This is a genomic window from Nonomuraea sp. NPDC001684, assembly GCF_053596515.1.
The window spans coordinates 1-20,243 of record NZ_JBSFGJ010000143.1 but is presented as its reverse complement, the minus strand read 5'-3'; the positions used below and the strand labels follow the sequence as shown (position 1 = coordinate 20,243).

The 20,243-nt window shown below is 71.3% G+C and carries 18 protein-coding genes; 4 read left to right on the top strand and 14 right to left on the bottom strand.

What is annotated here, in order from left to right; all coding sequences use genetic code 11:
- The coding region (locus ACWCSD_RS24470) for an acetate--CoA ligase family protein (protein WP_449918132.1) at positions 1 to 1,146 on the top strand (1,146 nt) is incomplete at its 5' end.
- 23 nt (positions 1,147 to 1,169) lie between these two features.
- Here ACWCSD_RS24470 and ACWCSD_RS24465 read toward each other — a convergent pair.
- From ACWCSD_RS24465 to ACWCSD_RS24445, 5 genes are all read right to left on the bottom strand, one after another.
- Complete coding sequence (locus ACWCSD_RS24465) at positions 1,170 to 1,649, bottom strand: hypothetical protein (protein ID WP_387678979.1); 480 nt, start codon at positions 1,647 to 1,649, stop codon at positions 1,170 to 1,172.
- Positions 1,650 to 1,877: 228 nt separating this feature from the next.
- Positions 1,878 to 2,129 carry an SCO4226 family nickel-binding protein gene (locus ACWCSD_RS24460; protein WP_358294765.1) on the bottom strand — a complete coding sequence of 84 codons (252 nt, stop codon included), beginning with the start codon at positions 2,127 to 2,129 and terminating at the stop codon, positions 1,878 to 1,880.
- A gap of 114 nt (positions 2,130 to 2,243) precedes the next feature.
- Complete coding sequence (locus ACWCSD_RS24455; protein WP_358294767.1) at positions 2,244 to 3,371, bottom strand: thiolase C-terminal domain-containing protein; 1,128 nt, start codon at positions 3,369 to 3,371, stop codon at positions 2,244 to 2,246.
- Positions 3,368 to 3,775, bottom strand: a complete 408-nt coding sequence (locus tag ACWCSD_RS24450; protein ID WP_449918129.1) for a Zn-ribbon domain-containing OB-fold protein — start codon at positions 3,773 to 3,775, stop codon at positions 3,368 to 3,370. The genes ACWCSD_RS24455 and ACWCSD_RS24450 overlap by 4 nt, the downstream gene beginning before the upstream one ends.
- A gap of 69 nt (positions 3,776 to 3,844) precedes the next feature.
- The gene (locus ACWCSD_RS24445; protein WP_358294771.1) at positions 3,845 to 4,357 is read right to left on the bottom strand and encodes a VOC family protein; all 513 of its coding nucleotides are present in this window, start codon (positions 4,355 to 4,357) and stop codon (positions 3,845 to 3,847) included.
- Between the two features lie 168 nt (positions 4,358 to 4,525).
- Here ACWCSD_RS24445 and ACWCSD_RS24440 point away from each other — a divergent pair, with 168 nt between their 5' ends.
- Complete coding sequence (locus ACWCSD_RS24440) at positions 4,526 to 5,842, top strand: MFS transporter (protein WP_397161763.1); 1,317 nt, start codon at positions 4,526 to 4,528, stop codon at positions 5,840 to 5,842.
- Between the two features lie 212 nt (positions 5,843 to 6,054).
- On the opposite strand, the gene ettA is transcribed toward ACWCSD_RS24440, so the two are convergent.
- Both ettA and ACWCSD_RS24430 read right to left on the bottom strand, forming a co-directional pair.
- Positions 6,055 to 7,719: an energy-dependent translational throttle protein EttA gene (gene ettA, locus ACWCSD_RS24435; protein ID WP_358294775.1), complete on the bottom strand. Its 1,665-nt coding sequence runs from the start codon at positions 7,717 to 7,719 to the stop codon at positions 6,055 to 6,057.
- Between the two features lie 283 nt (positions 7,720 to 8,002).
- Positions 8,003 to 8,599 carry a TetR/AcrR family transcriptional regulator gene (locus tag ACWCSD_RS24430; protein WP_449918125.1) on the bottom strand — a complete coding sequence of 199 codons (597 nt, stop codon included), beginning with the start codon at positions 8,597 to 8,599 and terminating at the stop codon, positions 8,003 to 8,005.
- A gap of 91 nt (positions 8,600 to 8,690) precedes the next feature.
- Between ACWCSD_RS24430 and ACWCSD_RS24425 the strand changes: the two genes are divergently transcribed.
- Both ACWCSD_RS24425 and ACWCSD_RS24420 read left to right on the top strand, forming a co-directional pair.
- Positions 8,691 to 9,209 (top strand): carboxymuconolactone decarboxylase family protein, encoded by a 519-nt coding sequence (locus tag ACWCSD_RS24425; RefSeq protein ID WP_397161765.1) that lies wholly within the window; start codon positions 8,691 to 8,693, stop codon positions 9,207 to 9,209.
- Complete coding sequence (locus tag ACWCSD_RS24420; RefSeq protein ID WP_397161766.1) at positions 9,206 to 9,418, top strand: hypothetical protein; 213 nt, start codon at positions 9,206 to 9,208, stop codon at positions 9,416 to 9,418. The genes ACWCSD_RS24425 and ACWCSD_RS24420 overlap by 4 nt, the downstream gene beginning before the upstream one ends.
- Positions 9,419 to 9,527: 109 nt before the next feature.
- On the opposite strand, the gene ACWCSD_RS24415 is transcribed toward ACWCSD_RS24420, so the two are convergent.
- The 7 genes from ACWCSD_RS24415 to ACWCSD_RS24385 form a co-directional block, all read right to left on the bottom strand.
- On the bottom strand, positions 9,528 to 10,820 hold the full coding sequence (locus ACWCSD_RS24415) for a GGDEF domain-containing protein (RefSeq protein WP_397161767.1): 1,293 nt from the start codon (positions 10,818 to 10,820) through the stop codon (positions 9,528 to 9,530).
- A gap of 1,058 nt (positions 10,821 to 11,878) precedes the next feature.
- The gene (locus ACWCSD_RS24410) at positions 11,879 to 12,667 is read right to left on the bottom strand and encodes a single-stranded DNA-binding protein (RefSeq protein WP_449918121.1); all 789 of its coding nucleotides are present in this window, start codon (positions 12,665 to 12,667) and stop codon (positions 11,879 to 11,881) included.
- Positions 12,668 to 12,833: 166 nt separating this feature from the next.
- Positions 12,834 to 14,459: a YfjP family GTPase gene (locus tag ACWCSD_RS24405; RefSeq protein ID WP_397161769.1), complete on the bottom strand. Its 1,626-nt coding sequence runs from the start codon at positions 14,457 to 14,459 to the stop codon at positions 12,834 to 12,836.
- Positions 14,456 to 16,717, bottom strand: a complete 2,262-nt coding sequence (locus ACWCSD_RS24400; protein WP_449918117.1) for a dynamin family protein — start codon at positions 16,715 to 16,717, stop codon at positions 14,456 to 14,458. The genes ACWCSD_RS24405 and ACWCSD_RS24400 overlap by 4 nt, the downstream gene beginning before the upstream one ends.
- A 764-nt stretch (positions 16,718 to 17,481) precedes the next feature.
- The gene (gene cobA, locus ACWCSD_RS24395; protein ID WP_387678946.1) at positions 17,482 to 18,714 is read right to left on the bottom strand and encodes a uroporphyrinogen-III C-methyltransferase; all 1,233 of its coding nucleotides are present in this window, start codon (positions 18,712 to 18,714) and stop codon (positions 17,482 to 17,484) included.
- Between the two features lie 79 nt (positions 18,715 to 18,793).
- Positions 18,794 to 19,807: an agmatinase gene (gene speB / locus ACWCSD_RS24390; protein ID WP_449918113.1), complete on the bottom strand. Its 1,014-nt coding sequence runs from the start codon at positions 19,805 to 19,807 to the stop codon at positions 18,794 to 18,796.
- A 37-nt stretch (positions 19,808 to 19,844) separates the two neighbouring features.
- On the bottom strand, positions 19,845 to 20,243 hold a 399-nt coding region (locus tag ACWCSD_RS24385; protein ID WP_449918111.1), incomplete at its 5' end, for a nicotinate-nucleotide--dimethylbenzimidazole phosphoribosyltransferase.

Genomic DNA, 20,243 nt, shown 5'->3' with positions numbered 1-20,243 from the left:
GCCGCGGCGACGGTCGAGCGGCTGGCCGGGATCGTGCCGTCGTTCGGCACCGTGCAGAACCCGCTCGACGTCACCGGCTACGTCCTCGTCGACCGCACCCTGCTCGGCCGCGCGCTGGAGACGGTGACCGCCGATCCCGGCATCGACCTGGTCATGCTGCTGTCCGAACCGCCCAGGATCGCCCCTGCGGACCCCGCGCCCGTCCTGGCCATGTACCAGGCCAGCGCGCGGCGCATCGCCGAGTCGCCGGTGCCGGTCGTGGTGGTGAGCAACGTGCTGACCGACGTCACGGAGTTCGGACGCCAGGTGCAGCGGGAGACCGGCTTCCCGTACGTCATGGGCGGGATCGAGCACGGCCTGACCGCGCTCGGCGCGGCGGTGCGCTGGTCGGAGGCCCACCGCAGGGCCCTGACCGGCGGCGGCCCGGCCGGGCGGGCGGCGGTCACCGGCACATCCGGGGGCGCATCGGGGGGCGCGCCCGAGGGGGCGCACGGCGTGTGGGCCGAGCACCGGGCAGCCGCCCTGCTCGCCGCCGCGGGGCTGCCTGTGGTGCCGTCCGAGACCGCGGCGGACGAGGCGGCGGCGGTGGCCGCGGCCGAGCGGTTCGGCTACCCGGTGGTGCTCAAGGCCGCCGCCGAAGGGCTCGGGCACAAGAGCGACATCGGCGGGGTGCGGCTCGGGTTGTCCGGCCCGCAGGAGGTGCGGCAGGCGTACCGGGAGGTGGTGGCCGCGGCGCGGGCGCACGCCCCCGACGCGGGCGTCCTGGTCCAGCCGCAGCGCGACGGCGGGATCGAGCTGCTGGCGGGCGTGGTGCGCGACCCGGCCTGGGGGCTCACCCTGGCGGTCGGGCTCGGCGGCGTCTGGGTGGAGGTGCTGCGGGACGCGGCCCTGCGCGTACTGCCGGTGGACGCCGGCGAGGTCCGCCGGGCCCTGTCCGAGCTGCGCGGCGCGGCCCTGCTGGACGGCGCCAGGGGCACCGAGCCCGCCGACCTGGACGCGGTGGCCGACGTGGTGGCCGGGATCGCCGCGTTCGCCGAGAGCCTGGGCGACGACCTGGAGTCCCTGGAGATCAACCCGCTCCTGGTCACCGGCTCCCGCGTCGAGGCCCTGGACGCGCTGATCACCTGGCGCCCGCCGCCCTCCTGACCTGTCGGCTCGGACGCCCTTGCTCAATGGTCAAGGCTCTTCAGCAGGATCATCACGGCTCCCAGGGCGCCCGAGCCGGCTCCGCAGAGCAGCCGGATCCAGAGCCGGTCGGTCTTGGGCGCCGCCGCGAAGAAGCCGAGCACGGTGAGCAGGACGACCGACACGCCGATCTCCAGGTACACCGACGCGTCCACGGACATCACGCCGGTCATCGCCACGCACAGGATCACCGTGAGCGGGACCAGCCCCCACAACATGCCCGTGGACCGCGTCACCGCGCCCCGCACCGCCTTGCGCACGTCCGGCGACCGGTCGCCGACGATCTCGGCGAACGCGTGCGCGATCCAGAACACGATGACCGTGCCGATCGCGGTGGCCAGCAGCTCGGCCGGGTCGGCGATCCAGTGCGAGAGCCCGGAGACGACGCCGGCCGTCAGGATGGTCCCGTAGACCGACTCGCCGTTGACGAACCGCCCCACCCCGCGCGCGGCTCCCGTGCTCACCCGACGAATCTAGTACGGCCCTCGCGCGCGGCCCGCCGCCCGACGCGCCCGCCCGGACGGTTTTTCCCGCCCTCGCGCGCCCGGACGGCTTTTCGCGACCTCGCCCGCCTGGGCGCTATTTCGCGGCCTTGCGCGTCCGGGGCCTCGTGGGTCGGGGCGTCTCGGTGGCGGCCGCCCGCGTCCGCAGCAGCGCGGGCGGCCGTCACCGGTCCGGTGGCCGGGTCGTGGCTACTCGACCTCGATGGGCAGCTCGTAGATCTCCGTCGTGGGATGGCCGGCCTTCTCGTGCACCCGCATCACCGCCTCCTTCGACGGCCCCGACGACAGGCAGAACACCTTGCCCGAGTCCGGATCGAGCCAGGCCCGCTCGAAGTGCACACCCTCGGCCCCCTCGACCGCCAGGTCCCGCTCGTGGGCCTCGCGCAACTGCTCCTCGGTGACGCCGACGAAACCACTGTGCACGTCCATGAACTTCGGCATCGCCGTCTCCTCTTCTCAGGATCTTCCGCTTCCGATGGAGAGGCGTTCCATTCCGTTCCATCCCGTTCCATCGGCCCGTCCGGGCTCGCCTGCCCGGAGGGCCGTGCGCGGAACCTAGGGCAACCGGGAAGCCAGGACGAGGGTGGCGGCGGAGGCGAACATGCCGCCGTTGCCCAGCACCACGCTCACCTCCACGTCCGGCACCTGGGCCGCGGCCTCGCCCCGGAGCTGCCGCACCGACTCCTGGATGGCGAACATGCCGTACATGCCGGTGTGCGTGTAGGACAGGCCGCCGCCGTTGGTGTTCATCGGCAGCCGGCCGCCGGGCGAGGTGTGCCCCTCGGCGATGAACGCCCCAGCCTCGCCCCGGCCGACGAAGCCCAGGTCCTCCAGGCCGTAGACGGGCACGTGGGCGAAGGCGTCGTACACCATCAGGTGGTCGACGTCGTCGTGGGAGATCCCGGCCTCGGCGAAGGCGGCCCGGCCGGACAGGCGGAAGCCCTTGGAGGTGGTGAAGTCCTCCATCTGCGAGACCATCGGCGCGTCCATGGCCTCGCCGGAGCCGAGCAGGTACACCGGCGGGCGGCGCGACAGCTCCTCGGAGGTGACGACCAGCGCGCCGCCGCCGTCCGTCACCAGGCAGCATTCCAGCAGGTGGAAGGGGTAGGCGACGAGCTTGGACGCGAGCACGTCCTCGACCGTGATCAGGTCGCGGTACATGGCCCGCGGGTTCCTGGAGGCCCAGCGGCGCTGCGCGACCGCCACCTCGGCCAGCTGCTCGTGGGTGAGGCCGGTCTCCTTCATGTGGCGCAGCGCCGTGACGGTGAACGACGTCGGCGGCCCGACCACCCCGTACGGCAGCTCGAACTGCCCGAGCAGCGAGTCCGCGCCCAGCCCCCACCGGCCGGCGCCGACGCGCGACCGTCCCGACTCGCCGTGCGTGATCAGCACGGTACGGCACAGCCCGGCCCGGATGGCGGCGGCCGCGTGCCGTACGTGGAACAGGAACGACGACCCGCCCACGCCCGTGCCGTCGAGCCAGGAGGGCGTGATGCCGAGGGCGTGGGCGACCTGGATCGGGCCGGGCGTGCCGACCGTGGCGATGCCGTCGATGTCGTGTTTCGTCATGCCCGCGTCGGCGAGGGCGTTGCGCGCGGCCTCCAGGTGGAGCTGGAAGGTGGAGCGGTCCGGCAGGCGGCCGATCTCGTCGGTCTCGGCCGCCCCGGCGATCACGATGTTCATCGGGCGCCCTCCGCTGGCTCGAAGAGCGGCACGTGCACGTCGCCACGCCGCTCGAACACCACCCGCAGCTCCATGTCCAGCGGCAGGTTCTCGGGGGTGTTGGGCACGCCGACGATGTTGGTCATCATCCGCACGCCCTCCTCCAGCTCCACGACGGCGATGGCGTAGGGCCCGCCGTCCTCGAAACCGGGCGCGGGACGATGGTTGATCACGTACGAGTACAGGGTCGCGCGGCCCGTCGCGCGCACCCACTCCACGTCTCCGCCACCGCAGTGGGGGCAGCTCGGCCGGGGGTAGAAGTAGTGCCGCGCGCACGTCTGGCAGCGCTGGATCCTGAGCTCCCCCGCGGCCGTGCCGTCCCAGAACGGCTGGGTCTCGGGCGTTGGCTTCGGTGCCGGTTTCATGGGCCTCCCCACTCTAGTTCTAGAATTGCACTCTAGAGCTGGGTTCGGTTCCGGGGAAGCCTCCGCGACTCAGGGGCTGGGGATGCCGTCGCCGTTGCGGCCGCGTCCCGCCAGCACCTCCTCCAGCGTCGGGCGGGCCTCGTCCGGGTCACGGAACCCCGGGCAGGCGAGCTGGATGAGCACGCCGTGCGCCTCCTTGGGGTGCAGGAACACCTCCTGCCAGCGCACGTCGGCCCGGTTGAGCCCGTGCAGCCGGTAGCCGCGCCCGGTGAGCCGGGCGACCGCCGCGTCCATGTCCCCGACGTGGAAGTTCAGATGATGGACGCCGCCCCGCCCCCGCGTCAGCTCGAAGAAGCTGTCGAAGAACGTGGACCCGGTCAGCGGCTCCATGAGCTCGACCTTGCTCCCGTTGGAGTAGGTGAGCTGCAGCGTGCGGTACCCGCTGATCCGGTTGTCCCCGCCGCCGCCCAGATGGCGACCGCCGAGCAGGTCGCGATAGATCGGCAGCAGGTCCCTGATCCGGGGAGCGGCCACGGCCGTGTGGTCGAAGGTCACGTCGAGGCCGTCAAGTTCCAGGTCCACGCCCGGCTCCTCACTACGAACGAATCCTAGAATTTGATTCTAATCATCTGATACCGGGTACGCACTCTTGACGCCGGCCGATGCGAGGAGCAGCATCTCAGAAATGGATTCTAGAGCTAGCTTCTATAACTCATGACGGGGGGCCTAGGCTCGACAGAAAGGCTTGTCATGAGGCTGTCCTACGTCCGCGAGCTCGACGAGTACCCGACCGGCGCCCGCCGGATGAAGATCCTCACCATGGCCGTCCTGGCCATCCTCATCGGCTCCTACGAAGGGCAGATCGCGCCCGTCGTACCCCTGCTGCTCAAAGACCTGAACATGTCCCTGGCCACGTACGGCGCGGTGTCGGGGGCGGCCGCGGTGGCCGGCGCCGTGGCCTCCATCCTGGGCGGGCGGCTCACCGACCGGGTCGGCCGGGTCCGCCTGCTCATCCCGCTCATGGCCCTCACCGCCGTGTGCTGCTTCGCCATGACGCTCGTGCACAGCCCGCGCGACCTGCTGATCGCCCGCATCCTGCTGGCCTTCGTGGACGGCGTCGCCATGGCCTCCACCGCGCCGCTGATCCGCGACTTCTCGCCACGGCTCGGACGGGCGCAGGCGTTCGGGTTCTGGACGTGGGGCCCGGTGGGCGCGAACTTCCTGGCCGCCGCCGTCGCCGGCTGGACGCTGCCGATCTTCGACGAGTCGTGGCGGTCGCAGTTCGTCATCATGGGCTGCTTCTCGCTGGTGATCTCCGTGGTCATCGCGTTCAACATCGCCGACCTGTCCCCCGAGCTGCGGGCCAGGATCCAGCACACCGAACGGGCCGCCGAGGAGGTCGTCGACCTGCGGCGTCCGCCCACCGTCCGGTCGTTGTTCGCCCGGCGCAACATCTGGGCCCACGTCGTCGGCATCTCGCTCTGGCTGGTCCTCTACATCACGCTGTCGCTGTTCGGCCAGACGATGCTGGTGGGCGCGCTCGGCATCAGCAGCGCGCAGGCGTCCACGATCATGGCCGCGTTCTGGAGCCTGAACCTGGTCACGCTGATCGTCACCGGCCGCCTGTCGGACCGCCTGCAACTGCGCAAGCCGTTCTCGCTCGCCGGGACGATCGCCGCGGTGCTGGTCACCGCCTACCTCGCCGTCGCGCTCGGCCAGGAAGGCGTCTCCACCGGCACGCTCATGGTGGTCGGCGCCCTGCTCGGCGGCTCACTCGGCGTCGCCTACGCCCCCTGGATGGCCAACTACTCCGAGGACGCCGAGGACGCCGACCCGCGCCTGCAGGGCACGGCCTGGGGGCTGTTCGGCTTCCTGAGCAAGGCGATCGCGGTGGTCGGGCTGCTGGTCATCCCGCACGTCGTGGCGGCTACGAGCTGGCAGACGTGGCTGTTCGTGGCCCTGGGCTGCCTCGTGCTGTTCGTCCCCGCGATCCTGCTGTTCAACGGTCCATGGCGACGCCCCGCCCCCACCCCCGTCCAGGTCGCCCTCACCGAGGCCGAAAGCTGACCCATCCCACCCGAGCCCACACACTGAACCGTCCCGACCGAGCCCGAACACTGATCGGCCCTGCCGGAACACGCGAAAGCGGCGCGCCCCCGCAGGGGCCCGCCGCTCGTCGCAGGAGTGAGACGCTCGTCCCGATGCCGGGACGAGACGTGTCCGTCCGTCCCAGTGCCAAGACAAGACGTGTTCGTCAGTCCCGGTGCCGGGATGAGATGTCAGTCCCGGTGCAGCTTCCGGTACGTCACCCGGTGGGGACGGGCCGCGTCGGCGCCGAGACGCTCGATCTTGTTCTTCTCGTAGTCGGCGAAGTTGCCCTCGAACCAGAACCAGTTCGAGCCTTCCTCCCACGCGAGGATGTGGGTGGCGATGCGGTCGAGGAACCACCGGTCGTGCGAGGTGATCACGGCGCAGCCCGGGAAGTCGAGCAGCGCGTTCTCCAGCGACGACAGCGTCTCGGTGTCGAGGTCGTTGGTCGGCTCGTCGAGCAGCAGCACGTTGCCGCCCTGCTTGAGGGTGAGCGCCAGGTTGAGCCGGTTACGCTCGCCGCCCGACAGCACCCCCGCCTTCTTCTGCTGGTCGGGCCCCTTGAACCCGAACGCCGCGATGTAGGCCCGCGACGGCATCTCGACGTTGCCGACCTTGATGTGGTCGAGCCCGTCGGAGACGACCTCCCAGACGTTCTTGTTCGGGTCGATGCCGCCCCGGCTCTGGTCGGCGTAGGAGATCTTCACGGTGTCGCCGACCGTGATCGACCCCGCGTCCGGCGTCTCCCCACCCGTGATCATGCGGAACAGCGTGGTCTTGCCGACGCCGTTGGGGCCGATGACGCCGACGATGCCGTTACGCGGCAGGTCGAACGTCAGGCTCTCCATCAGCAGGCGGTCGCCGAAGCCCTTGGTGAGCTGGTCGGACTTGATCACCGTGGTGCCCAGACGCGGGCCCGGCGGGATCTGGATCTCCTCGAAGTCCAGCTTGCGGAACTTGTCGGCCTCGGCGGCCATCTCCTCGTACCGCTGGAGACGGGCCTTGCTCTTGGTCTGGCGGGCCTTGGGGTTGGAGCGCACCCACTCCAGCTCGTCCTCCAGGCGCTTCTTGCGCTTGGCGTCCTTCTGGCCCTCGACCTTGAGGCGCTGGGCCTTCATGTCGAGGTAGGTGGAGTAGTTGCCCTCGTAGGGGTAGCAGCGACCGCGGTCGAGCTCCAGGATCCAGTTGGCCACGTTGTCCAGGAAGTACCGGTCGTGGGTGACGGCCAGCACCGTGCCGGCGTACTTCTCCAGGTGCGACTCCAGCCACTGCACGCTCTCGGCGTCGAGGTGGTTGGTGGGCTCGTCGAGCAGCAGCAGGTCGGGGGCCTCAAGCAGCAGCTTGCACAGCGCCACGCGGCGGCGCTCACCACCGGACAGCTTGCTCACCTCGGCGTCGGGCGGCGGGCAGCGCAGGGCGTCCATCGCCTGCTCCAGCTGGCTGTCGAGGTCCCACGCGTTGCGGTGCTCCAGCTGGTCCTGGAGCTTGCCCATCTCCTCCAGCAGCTCGTCGCTGTAGTCGGTGGCCATCTGCTCGGCGATCTGGTTGTAGCGCTCGAGCATCGCCATCGTCTCGGCGACACCCTCCTGCACGTTGCCCAGAACGGTCTTTTCCTCGTTGAGCGGCGGCTCCTGCTGGAGCATGCCGACCGTGAAGCCCGGCATCAGCTTGGCGTCGCCATTGGACGGCTGCTCCAGGCCGGCCATCATCCGGAGCAGCGTCGACTTCCCGGTGCCGTTCGGCCCCAGGACACCGATCTTGGCTCCGGGCAGGAACGACAGCGTGACGTCGTCAAGGACAACCTTGTCGCCGTGCGCCTTGCGCACGCGCTGCAGCGTGTAGATGTACTCCGGCATGCTCCCTAGCTTAGAGGCTGCACACGCAGGCTTCCGCCGCCCAGCCCCTTTCACCTCCGCCCGTCCCCGCTCGCCCCTGCACCCCCACCCCTCCAACCCCACCTCCCCCGAACGCCGTGACGTCCCGGGGCCGCCCCCCCTTACCGCCCTCGCACGCTGAATCACCCATGACACCCCAGGCCCCGAGCCCACCTCGGGCAGGGACACCGTTCACCGCCCGACCTCAGCCACGGCCCCCCCTCACCATGGCCCCCTCCGCCACGGCCGCGTCCGCCACGGCTTCCTAGGTCGCGGCCCCTGAAGTCTCGGCCCCTGCGGTGGTCCCCGTGGTGGTCCGCGCTGGGGCGAGGAGGGCGGCGGCTGCGGCTCGTGCCCGTTGCGCCGGGCGGGTCGAGCGCTCACGTACCGCCGTGACGATGGCCCCGTCCACCAGCAGGACGAACAGGTGCGCCAGCTCGGCGGCATCGGCGCGACCGTCGCGCTCGATCAACCCCGAGACGTACGCCCGCACGCGCTCCTTGTGCTCGGCCGCCACCCGATGTGCCGCACTGTCCGGATCCGCCGTCTCGATCATGGTGTTGATGAAGGCGCACCCACGGAAATCCGCCCGCGCGAACCGTTCGGCCAGGGCGTCGAAGACGTCCAGCGGATGGCCGCCCAGAGCCTCAACGCGTTCGGCCAGCCAGGCCCGCCACCGCTCGTCTCGCCGCCGTAGTACGGCCACGACCAGGTCGTCCTTGCTCGGGAAATGCCGATAGAAGGAGGCGCGGCCCACCCCCGAGACACTCAGGATCCGCTCGACGCCCACCGCCCTGATCCCCTCCGCGTAGAAGAGATCCTCGGCGGCGTCGAGCAGTCGTTCGCGTGCACGTGTGGGCATAACCGCCAAGCTATCTCGAACTTCCCTAAAACGGAACCGTTCGGTATCGTCTTGCCCAGATGGAACCGATCAGTACCGTTTTGGAGACCTCATGCCCCGCCTTCCACAACTGACAGAAGACAATGACGGTCTGCTCGACCAGACCCGCCGCCAGCTCGGCAAGGTCCCCAACCTGTACGCCGCCCTCGCCAACGGCCCAGCCGCCCTGGCCGGCTACCTCGCGATGCGCGAACACCTCGGCTCGGGCGCCCTCACCCCGAGACTGCGGGAGCAGATCGCCCTGCTGGTCGCCCAGGAGAACCACTGCACGTACTGCGTGAGCGCCCACACCATGCGCGGACGCCGTATGGGCATGTCCGACGAGGAACTTCTCCAGACCCGGCAGGGCGCGGACGACGAGCCGCACGCGGCCGCCGTCCTGGCGATCACTCAGGCGATCATGCACACAGGCGGCGCGGTGAGCGACGCGGACCTGGACGCCGCACGGGCCGCCGGCGTCTCGGACGCGGAACTCGCCGAGATCGTGGGCCACATCGCCCTGAACACCTTGTCCAACTACTTCAACCACCTCGCCCAGCCCGAGCTGGACTTCCCGGAGGTGCAGGCATGAACCCCACCTGGAGAAACGGCACCGTCGAACTCCTCGACGGCTACACGCTGACGAACTCCGAGGGCCGCCGGGTGTCGGCCGTGGAAGGAGTGCGGTTCGCCATCGAGGGCGGGTATCTCAACGTCGAGGTCCCCGGCGTACCCCACATCCAGATCGTCTCGGCTCCCGCCGTCCGCCTCGTCACCTGCGACGGCGTCACCACGCCCTGACTGTCAGGCCACAACCCGAGGGCAGGCCCCTGACCCATCCGTCCCTCAGGCGCCTGCCCGCATTCGCCGCACATCCCACCGCGCACCACACGGCGTGCGCGAAGGCACGTCACACGGCTTGTTCCTCGGGCGACGGCGGTTGCGGCGGCTGGACGACGGGGATGCAGACGCGGTCCCGGCCCAGCTCCTTGGCCCGATAGAGAGCCAGGTCGGCGGCGGCCAGCAGGTCGATCAGATCGTCACCGTGCACGCACATCAACGCGACCCCGACCGAGATCGTGATCCGGATCAGAGCGTCGTCCACCGGGATGGCCATGTGCCCGATGTGCGTACGAAGTCGCTCGGCGACCTGCCGCGCCTCGTCGACGTCCGCCCCCGGCAGCAGGACGACGAACTCCTCGCCCCCGAACCGCCCCACCACGTCGGACTCCCGCAGTTCCCTGCGCAACATGGCCGCCACCCCGGCCAGCACCTCGTCGCCGACCAGATGTCCGTGGGCGTCGTTCACCCGCTTGAAGTGGTCGATGTCGATGATCAGCAGCGCCAGCGTGTCACCGCTGCGACGCGCCCGCAGGATCTCGGTGTCGGCCTCCCGCTGCCAGGCGGCCGCGTTGAGCAGCCCGGTCTTCGAGTCGGTACGGGCGGCGGCCTGCAACTGCGCATGCAACAGACTGCGTTGCAGCAGGACGACCGGCGGCAACGCGAGCACCAGCAGAGCCAGGTTGAGCCCGCACCCGATCGAGACCGTGACCCCGAGACACAGCTCGACGACGTCCAGCAGGACGCTCTCCCGGTTCCACAACACCTCCTGCCACGACCCCTCAGGATCGGACGTGTGCGCCGCGACCGCGATGAGACCAATGTTGAGCAGGGAGAACAGCACAGCGGCCGCAACCGCGTAAGCGATCGGCGGCCCACTCCCCCGCGTCAGCACCCAGGGGTCGGGGACGACCCAGTGGAAGGCGACCGATGCCGTGCAGCCGGCCAGACCGATGGCCGCCGAGCTGAACACCCGACGGTAGAGAACTGTGGCGCGCACGCGCACCTGGAGAAGGATCTGCAGCACGATCGGCGCAAAGAGGGCGTAGACCGGCGGCAGGAGCAGGGCGACCGGCAGCCACCAGGCCGACAACAGGTCACGCGAGACTCCGGCGGGCATGCCCAGACGCCTGCTGGCCTCGATGCAGACCGCGCCGCACGCCATGAGAGCGGCAAAGGTCAGCAAATCCGGCCAGTGGAACTCGGTAGATCTCGTGAACAAGGTGATCGCGACGGCATCTAGGGCGACAATGGCGCACAGATACGCCACAAGCGGGCGCCGTTGCCCGAGCAATGGCCAACGACCGGCCATTCTTGACACACCGTCGCGAGACTTGATCGTGGCGTGACTGGTCGCCGCCATCTCGTCTCCTCCCTGACTAACGATGTGTAACACAATAATTGCGGAGTGTGCGTTATGCGATGGGAACCGCTACGTTGAAACGACCACGCCCGCTCACTCCGCGAGCGGGCAGTGCCGGAAAGGAGCAACCATGGTGCGGGGCGTGACCTGGACATGACCCATGCTCTAGGTATCTGACACGGACAAACACCCCATCGGCCCCCCTTCGGGGTGACATCGGGGCCATCAGCCGATGCCCCTCCCCCTCCCCTTGGCCGTCCCCTGCGCGGGGCGCCGGCCCATCGGCTGCTGCCCTCCGCCCCGATCGCTTTCCCCCTGACCGATGGCCGGTGAACCATCGGTCGTACCACTCCTTCATCCGGTCCGTCGAGGAACTCGATGACCAGCGCGTCTGGGCCTACGCAATCAAGGAGTGCATCACACATACGACTCCGTCACGTCGCACTTGCCCGCCGTTGCCCGCACGCGCGTCGCGTCACCGCCTGAGGACGCTGAATGTCCTTCACGCGATGCCGTCCGCCTCGACGCCTGCGCGTCCCCGAACCCGAGCACCGCCAGGAGGCAAGCGGCACCAACCCTCACCTGGGCAGCGTGCCTCCGGGCGTAGTTACCCCTGTGGGGGATCACCGTGAGACGAACCGGGCCAGTGCGCCTCCGCATGCATGCGCCCCCTTGGGTGGATTGACAGTTGCGTGGGTGCCCCGGTCAGGCGGTTAAGGAGCCCATACAGACAACGGGCAACCCCGTCCAGACGGGTGGGTACGTTGCGCAGCGCGCGAGCGGTCCGGGCAGGTGGGTGCGCAGTCGGCGGGTTGGGCGCTGTGCCGGGGGCGCGCTTTTCGCTTGATCGGCCGCCCACTGCGTCCTCATTGTGGGCGCACCTGGCGGTGTGGTTGTGGGGGGCGAGGCGAGCGGGCTGGGCGGGTTTGGGCGGGTGTCTTCATGGCGGGTTGCGTAGGTCGGCATGAAGACACCCGCCCTCGTGGGCAGCGGCCACGTGTCCGTCGCGGCGGAAGCATCCACTGGTGCAGGTGCTCAGCCGTCAGGTGGCGATGGTGTCAGGCTGCGGCTTTCTCCGGTGTCTGTGTCTTCGTCCGGGGCTTGCTGGACGCGCCCAGGACGCGGACCGTGGCGGCCTTGGCTGACGAACCGCGGCCCGGCTGCTCTGGTGTGACCGTGCCAGGAGTGGTGTCGTCATCCACGGCGGTGTCAGGCCGGGGCTCGGGACGTGCGCTGGGTTGCGGGGTGGCGGCGTCGGGGTCGGTGGCGGCTATGGCCAGCGTCGTGAGGTCGGCGTCCGGCCCGGCGTCGTCGTCGTGAGGCTGCGCGGGTGCGCTTCGGAGGACGTCGGCGGTAGCGGGGACCGACGGGTCGGCGGTCGGGTGGAGGGAAGACGGACGGACGGGCTTGGTGCCCATCGCCCAGTCCTGGGTCTCCTCGTCGAGGCGTTCGCGCATCTCCTTGGTCATCGAGCCCAGGCCGCCCCCGCGCTCCGGCTTGGTGAAGACGCCGGTGCCCCAGCGCAGGTCGTGCCCGACCGCGCTGGCCTCGATCTCCGGCATGAACCGGCGGTCGCCTTCCGCGCCGAACTCGCGGATGCGGAGCTTGCCGGACACGACGACGGGCTGCCCCGCCCGTACGCAGTCGGCGACGTTGTCGCCCAGCGCACGCCAGCAGCGGACCGTGAAGCAGACGCGCTCACCGTCGGTCCATTGCCCGGTCTTCCTGTCGAAGTAGCGGTGCGAGGTGAACACCTTCAGCGACGTGACCCTGGTGCCGTCGTCGAAGCTGTACTGCCGTGGCTCTGCTGCGACGTTTCCGGTGAGCGTGATGTAGATGTCGTTCATCCGTGCCTCCCATGCGGCGGGCGGACTGCCCGCGACCTGGGAACACCGTGCCTGAAGCAGGCCGGGTGGGGCGGGGGCGAACGCCGTTCTGTGGATGAGGGGACGGCGACGGAGGAGGGCTGTGGATGAAGGCCGGTCGTGCAGGAAGCGTACGAGAAGAGGGGGATCAGCCCGAGAGGTCGCGCAGGGCCGTGTAGAAGGCGTGGTGGCGGCCGAGCTCGCGTTCGACCGGCTCCACCACCATCTTCGCCGACACCGTCGACACCCTGCGGCGCATCTCCCGCTCCAGACGTTCCCGCTCCCGCGAGGCCCCCAGCTCCACGAAGTTGCGCGAGGCGATGCCCGACAACGCGCCCAGCCCCAGGACGGAGGCCATCATGAGCGCCACCCACGGCAGCGCCGCGCCGTCGCCGACCAGTTGCAGGGTCGCGGGCAGTTGCGCGGGCACGGTCAGCCCGGCCACCAGCCACACCACCCCGGCCACGAACGCCACCACCAGCAGGTACTGCCAGACCTTGAGCAGCCGCCACCAGCCGGGCACCCGGTCGAGGCGCGGCGCCACCTCGGTGAGCTCCTCGGTCAGCGCCTTCGGCAGCCGGGACGCGTGCGAGCGCGCGGCCTGTTGCACCGCGGTCCGCCACACCGGGTCCATCCCGGCCGACAGCCCGTCGGTGAGCGCCTGCACGGCGTTGGCCACCTCGGCGGAATGCGCGCTCACCGAGCCGGTCGTGATACCCCGGATCTCGTCGCCGACGTCTTCGAGACGCAGGCTCTTCAACGGATCCGGACGGAACTTGGCGAACCACCGCGGATACGGCCAGCCGACCCACTGGCTGGAACGCTCGGCGTAGACGTTCTCCATGGCCTCGCCGACGGCGGGGACGCCGATCGCGTCGCAGAGCGCATCGGTGAGCCCCATCCTGCGCGCCTCGTCGACCGACGACGGCACGAGCAGCGCGTCGCCGAGCGGCATGGCCTCGGCGAGCCGCTGCTCCATCCGCTGGAGGTCGGCCTCCAGCTTCTGGACGGCGGCGCGGCGGCGGCCGACGGCGGTCGCGATCACGCTCTTGAGGCTCTCGACGCCGCGCCCGGTGACGGCCGAGGTCGGTACGACGCTGGGATGCTCGACGCCTTCCCGGCGCAGCAGGTCGTTGAGGTCGATGACCAGCTCGGCCAGCTCCGCCGCGGAGAGCCTGTCGGCCTGGTTGAGCGCGAACACGGTCACCGCGTCGTGCCCGGCCAACTCGGTCACGTAGCGCCGGTGGGTGGAGGCGTCGGCGTACTTCTGCGGGTCGAGCACCCACACCACCAGGTCGGCCAGCCCGATGAGCCGGTCGGCCTCGTTGTCGCTGAGCGCCCGGATCGAGTCGTGGTCGGGCAGGTCGAGCAGGATCAGCCCGTGGAGCTGACTGTCGCCCTTGTCGAGCGCGCTGGTCCGGGAGAAGCGGTGGCGCGGCTGGATCTGCAGCCAGTCGAGCAGCGGCGCCGAGCCCTCCAGCCCCCACACGCAGGCGTGGGTACGGGCGGTCGTCGGACGGCGTACGCCGGTGGGCGACAGCTCAAGCCCTGAAATGGCGTTGAACAGGGACGACTTGCCGCTGCCGGTGCCGCCCGCGAGGGCGACCACGGTGTGCTCGGACGACAGCTTGAGCCGGTCGCCGGCCCGCGTCAGCAGCGCGCCGGCCTCGGTGAGCAGTTTCTGGTCGAGCCGCCCCGGACCGAGCTCCACCACCTTGTTGAGCGCGGACAACCTCGGCGCGAGGCCCGCCCTCGGGGGCGTGGTCGTCGTCATCGGGCGACCTCAAGGCTGTACGTCGCCTGGTAGAGGCGGGTTGCGACGGACTCGTCCGGGATGCCCGCCGAGTCGAGAGCGTGTACGTAACGCATGGATTCCTCGTCGAACAGCATGCCGATCCTGGCTCGCAGGTCACTGAGCGCCTTGGCGCCGATGCCGCGCAGCGACTCCGCGCCGAGCAGCGCGTTGACGAGCCGGTGCGGCACGCCCGACCCGTCGCCGCCGCTGAACATGGCGACCGTGAAGATCAGGGAGAGCGCGTCGGGATCGAACGAGACGAGCTTGGACACCGAGCGCTTGGTCACGCCCTCGGTGCGTACGAGCTCGTTCAGGTGGTCCTGCCAGGACGCGATGGCGCGCCCGGCGTGCCGCAGCAGGTTGTCCGACGGGCGGTCGAGCCCGTCGGCGAGCTTGGCGCCCAGCTCCGAACGGTGCCGCCAGCGCGCGACCACCTCCTCGGCGGCGCGGTTGGCCGCGGCGACGATCACCGACTCCAGCCCGGCCCGGATCGCCGCCTTGAACGCCGTCACCCGCTCGGGCGTCTGCCTGCCCGCCTTGCCGCTCTTGCCGAACTGCAACGAGCGCATCAGGTCGCCGGAGCCCGCGAAGTCCTGCCAGCGGGCCAGCACCTCGCCGTGCAGCAGCGAGCCGTTCTTGGACGCCTTGTCGATCTCGGCCAGCGCGCCCAGGTAGGCGGCCTCGACGTCGCTGCGCAGCTCGGCGCGGAACGCCGCCTGGCCCTCCAGATGCCTGGCCAGCGCGGGCACGCGGGTGCGGAAGCTGTTGAGCACCCCGTTCAGGGTCTCCTGCACGGCCTGCGCCCGGCGCGCCTCGTCGACCGAGAGCTCGGCCAGCCACATGCGCAGGTCGGTGACCTCGCTGTCGGGCAGCCTGCCGTCGGTCACCGTCGCCTCGTGGATCACGAACCGGTCGATGTCGCCCAGGCCGTATTCGGTCAGCATGCGGACGAAATGCTTGAGCACGACGTCGGCCGAGCGGGGCTGCACCCGCGACAACACGATGGCCAGGCGGGCGCCGCGCTCCTTGGCCAGGCGCAGGAGGCTCCAGGCGGGCGCGTCGGCGTAGCGGGCGGCGGTGGTCACGAAGATCCACAGGTCGGCGGCGTCGAGCATGCGGTGAGCGATCTCGTGGTGCTCCTCGACGACCGAGTCGATGTCGGGGGTGTCCAGCAGCGCGACGCCCTGCGGAAGCTTCTCGGTCGTCACGACGACCAGGCCGCTCGTCTCGCTGTCGGGCGAGGGCCGGTCCAGCCGTTCGAGGCCGCTGAGCAGCTCGCCCTCCGCGAACCACTTCCTGTCGTCGGGGTGGCAGGCCAGGATGGGCGTGCCGGTGGTCGGGCGGCGCACTCCGGTGCGGGAGACGTTCCGCTCGGCCAGGGAGTTGACCAGGGTGGACTTGCCCGCCCCGGTGGAGCCCGCGATCACGATCAGCGCGGGGGCCGTGTTGGTGCGCACCCTGGGCAGGACGTAGTTCTCCAGCTGGGCCAGCAGGTCGGCCCGCGCCTGCCTGGCCTCCTCGGCTCCCGGCAGGTCGAGGCTGAAGCGCAGGTCGGACACGCTTTCGCGCAACGCGCTCAGCGCCGACGTCATCGCCTCGACGACCTCGGCCGGCAACTCCTCGACCCGCGGCCCCTCCTCGGGCGCGCTTTCCGGCTCCGCTACGGCGTCGCCATCCGCGTCGGTCTCCGCGTCGGCGTCGCCGTCGGTGTCGGTGTCGGCGTTCGCGTCGGCGTCGGCGTTCGCGTCGGAGTGGTCGTCGGTTTCGACTTCGGTTTCGGCGTTCGCCTGGACGACGGCATCCGCGTCGGGGTGGGTGTCCGGGGCGGTGTCGGTGTCCGCTGCGGAGTGGTCGTCGGTGTCAGCATCGGCGTTGGCGTCGGTTTCGGCGTTCGCCCGGACGAGGGCATCCGCGTCGGTGTCCGGGCCAGCGTCGGTGTTCGGGTCGGCGTTGGGGACGGTCTCGCCGCTGTTGCCTACGGCGTCGGAGCGGTCGTCGGCGGCCGCTTCGGCGTCATCGGTCTCTACGGTGGACGCGACCTCCTCGGCGTCGGCCTCGGATCCGGGTTCCTCCTCCGCCGGGTCTCCCGGGTCGGTGGGGTAGTCAGCGCCGGCGGGGACGTCGGAGGCCGGGGAGAAGGCGTCGAAGCCGGTGGCGTCTTCTGTGGCCACGGAGGTGGCGGCGTCGCTGGGGTCGGCGACGGCGACGGCGTCGGCGCGGCTGTCGTCAGCGTCCATCGCCTCGCTGGGGTCGCCGTCGCCTTCGGCCGAGGGCGCCGCTTCGGCCTCAGAAGCGGGATCGTCATCGGGCCGGGGAACGCCGTCGCCCTCCGAGCCGCCATCGGCATGAGCAGAGTTCCCGGCGTCGGCGTCGGCGTCAGGGGCGGCGGCCGCCGGGGGCGGCGCCTGTTCGGCGTCGGAAGACGCCTCTTCGCTGTCGGTGGCGGTGGCGTTCGGGGTCGCGGGCGTCGGCTCGGTCTCCGGGGACGGGGCGGTGTCCGGTTCCTGGGGGCCTCGTTCCCAGAAGGCGGCGGGCCTCGGACGCGTCTCGTTCCCCTCACGCGGGTCGGCGGCACGGGCCGGGGTGAACAGGCTCGGACGGTCGGCCGGACGGGACGGCGTGAAGAGGCTGGGCCCCGTGGACGGGCCGGGCTCGTCCGTACCGGCGGAGGGCTCCTGCGAAGCGGCCGGGAGCCGCGGGGCGGTGGGCCGCCGAGGGAGGACGGGCTCGTCGGCGCGCGCCGACGGCTGGAAGAGCGACGGCCGGGCAGCGGAGGACGACGGCTCCCCCGAGGCCGACGGCCCCCCGGAAGCCGAAGGCGGCGAGCCCGCGGCAGCCGCAGACGACGGGCCCGCAGGAGAGGCGGACGGCGGGCCTGAGGGAGCGGCGGGTGGCGAAGGCGCGGGTGGCCGGGAATCGGGCAGGTCGTCGTCCGTCACCGGGCGGAAGCTCAACGTCTGCTCCCCCAGCGACTCGTGCCGCCCGTCATCCATGGCGGTGTTCACGGCAAGCGCTCCGCTCGAACCATCTCGACCTCCTGGCCGACCCGCACGACGTCGCCGACGATGACGATCGCCGGAGGCCGTATCCCAGCCGCGGACACGCGGTCGGCCACGGTGGAAAGCGGTGCGATTACCGCCCGCTGGGTCGGAAGGGTACCGTCCTGTACCACCATTACGGGAGTCTCCGGCGCACGTCCGTCTCGAAGCAGCGCCTCGGCCACCTTCGGCAGCCGTTCCACGGCCATCATGAGCACCAGCGTGCCCTGGGATCGGGCCAGGGCGGGCCAGTCGACCGTGGAGGCCGGATGGTCGGGCGCGACGTGCACGGAGACGACGTGGAACTCCTGGCTCACCCCGCGATGCGTCACCGGCACCCCGGCCGCGGCCGGGACCGCGACGGCGCTGGTGATGCCGGGGACGACGAGCACGGGGATGCCGGCCTGGGCGCAGGCGATCATCTCCTCGCCGCCGCGCCCGAACACGAACGGGTCGCCGCCCTTGAGCCGGACGACGAACTTGCCCTGCCTGGCCCGGTCGACCAGCAGCTCGTTGATCTTCTCCTGGGACAGCGACCTGCCGTAGGGCACCTTGGCGGCGTCGATCAGCTCGACGTCGGGGGCGAGCTCGTCGAGCAGCGCCCGGGGCGCGAGCCGGTCGGCCACCACGACGTCGGCCTGGGCGAGGAGCTGCCGCCCGCGCACGGTGATCAGGCCGGGGTCGCCGGGGCCGCCGCCGACCAGGGCCACGCCGACGGGCTTGGTGCGGTTGCGGCGGGCGTCGACCGTGCCGTCGCGCAGCGCGCCGACGACCGCGTCGCGGATGCCCGCGGCCCGGCGCGGGTCGCCGCCCGCGGTGACGGCCACGCTGATCTCGTCGACCCGGCCGGCGGCCGGGGTCCAGGCGGCGGAGGCGTCGCGGTCGTCGGCGCGCACGCACCACACCCGCTTGGCCTCGGCCTCGGCCGCGACCGCGGCGTTGACGGACCTGACGTCGGTGCACGCCTGCACGAGCCAGGCGCCGTCGCAGTCGCCCACCTCGTACGGCCGCGCGTGCCAGGTGACCCGGCCCGTCGCGATCAGGTCGTCGAGGGCCGGGGTGACGGCCGGGGACACCACGGTGACCTCCGCACCGGCCTCGAGCAGCGCGGGAACGCGCCGCTGCGCGACGCGGCCGCCGCCCACGACGAGCACCCGGCGGCCGGAAAGCCGCAGGCCGAGGAGGTAGGGACCCATGGGGGGATTCTCCCGTTCGCGAAGGTTGTGTTTGGAGGTAAACCTACCGGCTCACCGTGCGTCGTTCGCTGCGCATGGCTCAACGGCCGTCAAGAAGAGGCTGCGACGGGTCCCAGCGTGGCCCGCCCTGAGCGTCTTTGCGGCGTCTGGCCATGGCCGAGAGTGCCTCAAGAATAACGCGGTTCCCGAGGAACGCGGTGATGTCGGCGTGGTCGTACGGCGGCGAGACCTCGACCACCTCCATCCCGGCCACGGGCAGTTCGTAGCAGATCCGGCGCACGGCGTCGAGGAGCTGCCTGGCCGACAGGCCGCCGGGCTCGGGCGTGCCGGTGCCGGGGGCGTGCCCGGGGTCGCAGACGTCGATGTCCACCGACAGGAAGACCTGGTCGCACTCGTCGAGCGCGATCCCGAACGACTCCGTCAGGCACTCCTCCAGCCCGCGCGTCACGATCTCGGTCATCTCGTACGAGCGCATGCGCTGCGCCGCCATCCAGTCGAGCGTCTCGGGCTCGGGCCAGTAGCCGCGCAGCCCGATCTGCAGGAACCGGTCGCCCCGGATGGCGCCGGACTCGATGAGCCGCCGCATCGGCTGGCCGTGCCCGTGCAGGTGGCCGAACTCGATGTCGCCGGTGTCGGCGTGCGCGTCGAAGTGGATCATCGAGGTGCGGCCCGGCTCGTACGCCCTGGCGGTGCCCCGCGCGTCCGGCAGCGCGACGGTGTGGTCGCCGCCGAGCACCACCGGCACCGCCCCGGAGGAGGCGATCCGGTGCACCGCGTCCTCGATGGCGGCCAGCGAGCCCTCGACGTCGCCGGAGTAGCACTCGACGTCGCCCGCGTCGAGCACCCGCAGGTCGCGGAGGGCGTCGACGCGCAGGGCCAGGCTCGGACGGGACCCGTTGTGCGGCAGGTAGCAGGTCTGGCGCAGCGCCATCGGCCCGAACCTGGCGCCCGGCCGGTTGGAGGTGCCCCCGTCGAAGGGCGCACCGATGATCACCACGTCGGCTCCGGCGTAGCTGGCCGGGTCCGCGACGTCGCAGCGGTCCACGCCGAGGAACGTGATGTCAGGGCCGAACATGGGACCGTACCGGGACACTGCTCACCTCACGTGCTGTTTCGAGTGTCCCCCATCATCACACGGGCTTTTCCGTGACCCCCGCCGAGTCGAACGTCGCCACCTCGTGCATCACCCGTACGGCCGCGCACACCAGCGGGTGCGCGAGCAGGCCGCCGGTGCCCTCGCCGAGCCGCAGCTCCAGGTCCACCAGCGGGCGCAGCCCGAGATGGTCGAGCGCGGCGGCGTGGCCGGGCTCGGCCGAGCGGTGGCCGGCCACGCAGTGACCGCTGACGTGGGGGTCGAGGGCGGCGGCGACCAGGGCGGCCGAGCCGGCGATGACGCCGTCGAGGATCACCGGCACCCGGTTCGCCGCGCCGCACAGCACGAAGCCCGCGATGGCCGCGTGCTCGAAGCCGCCCACGGCGGCCAGCGCGCGCAGGGCGTCGCTCGGCCCGGTGCCGCCGGGCAGGCCGTT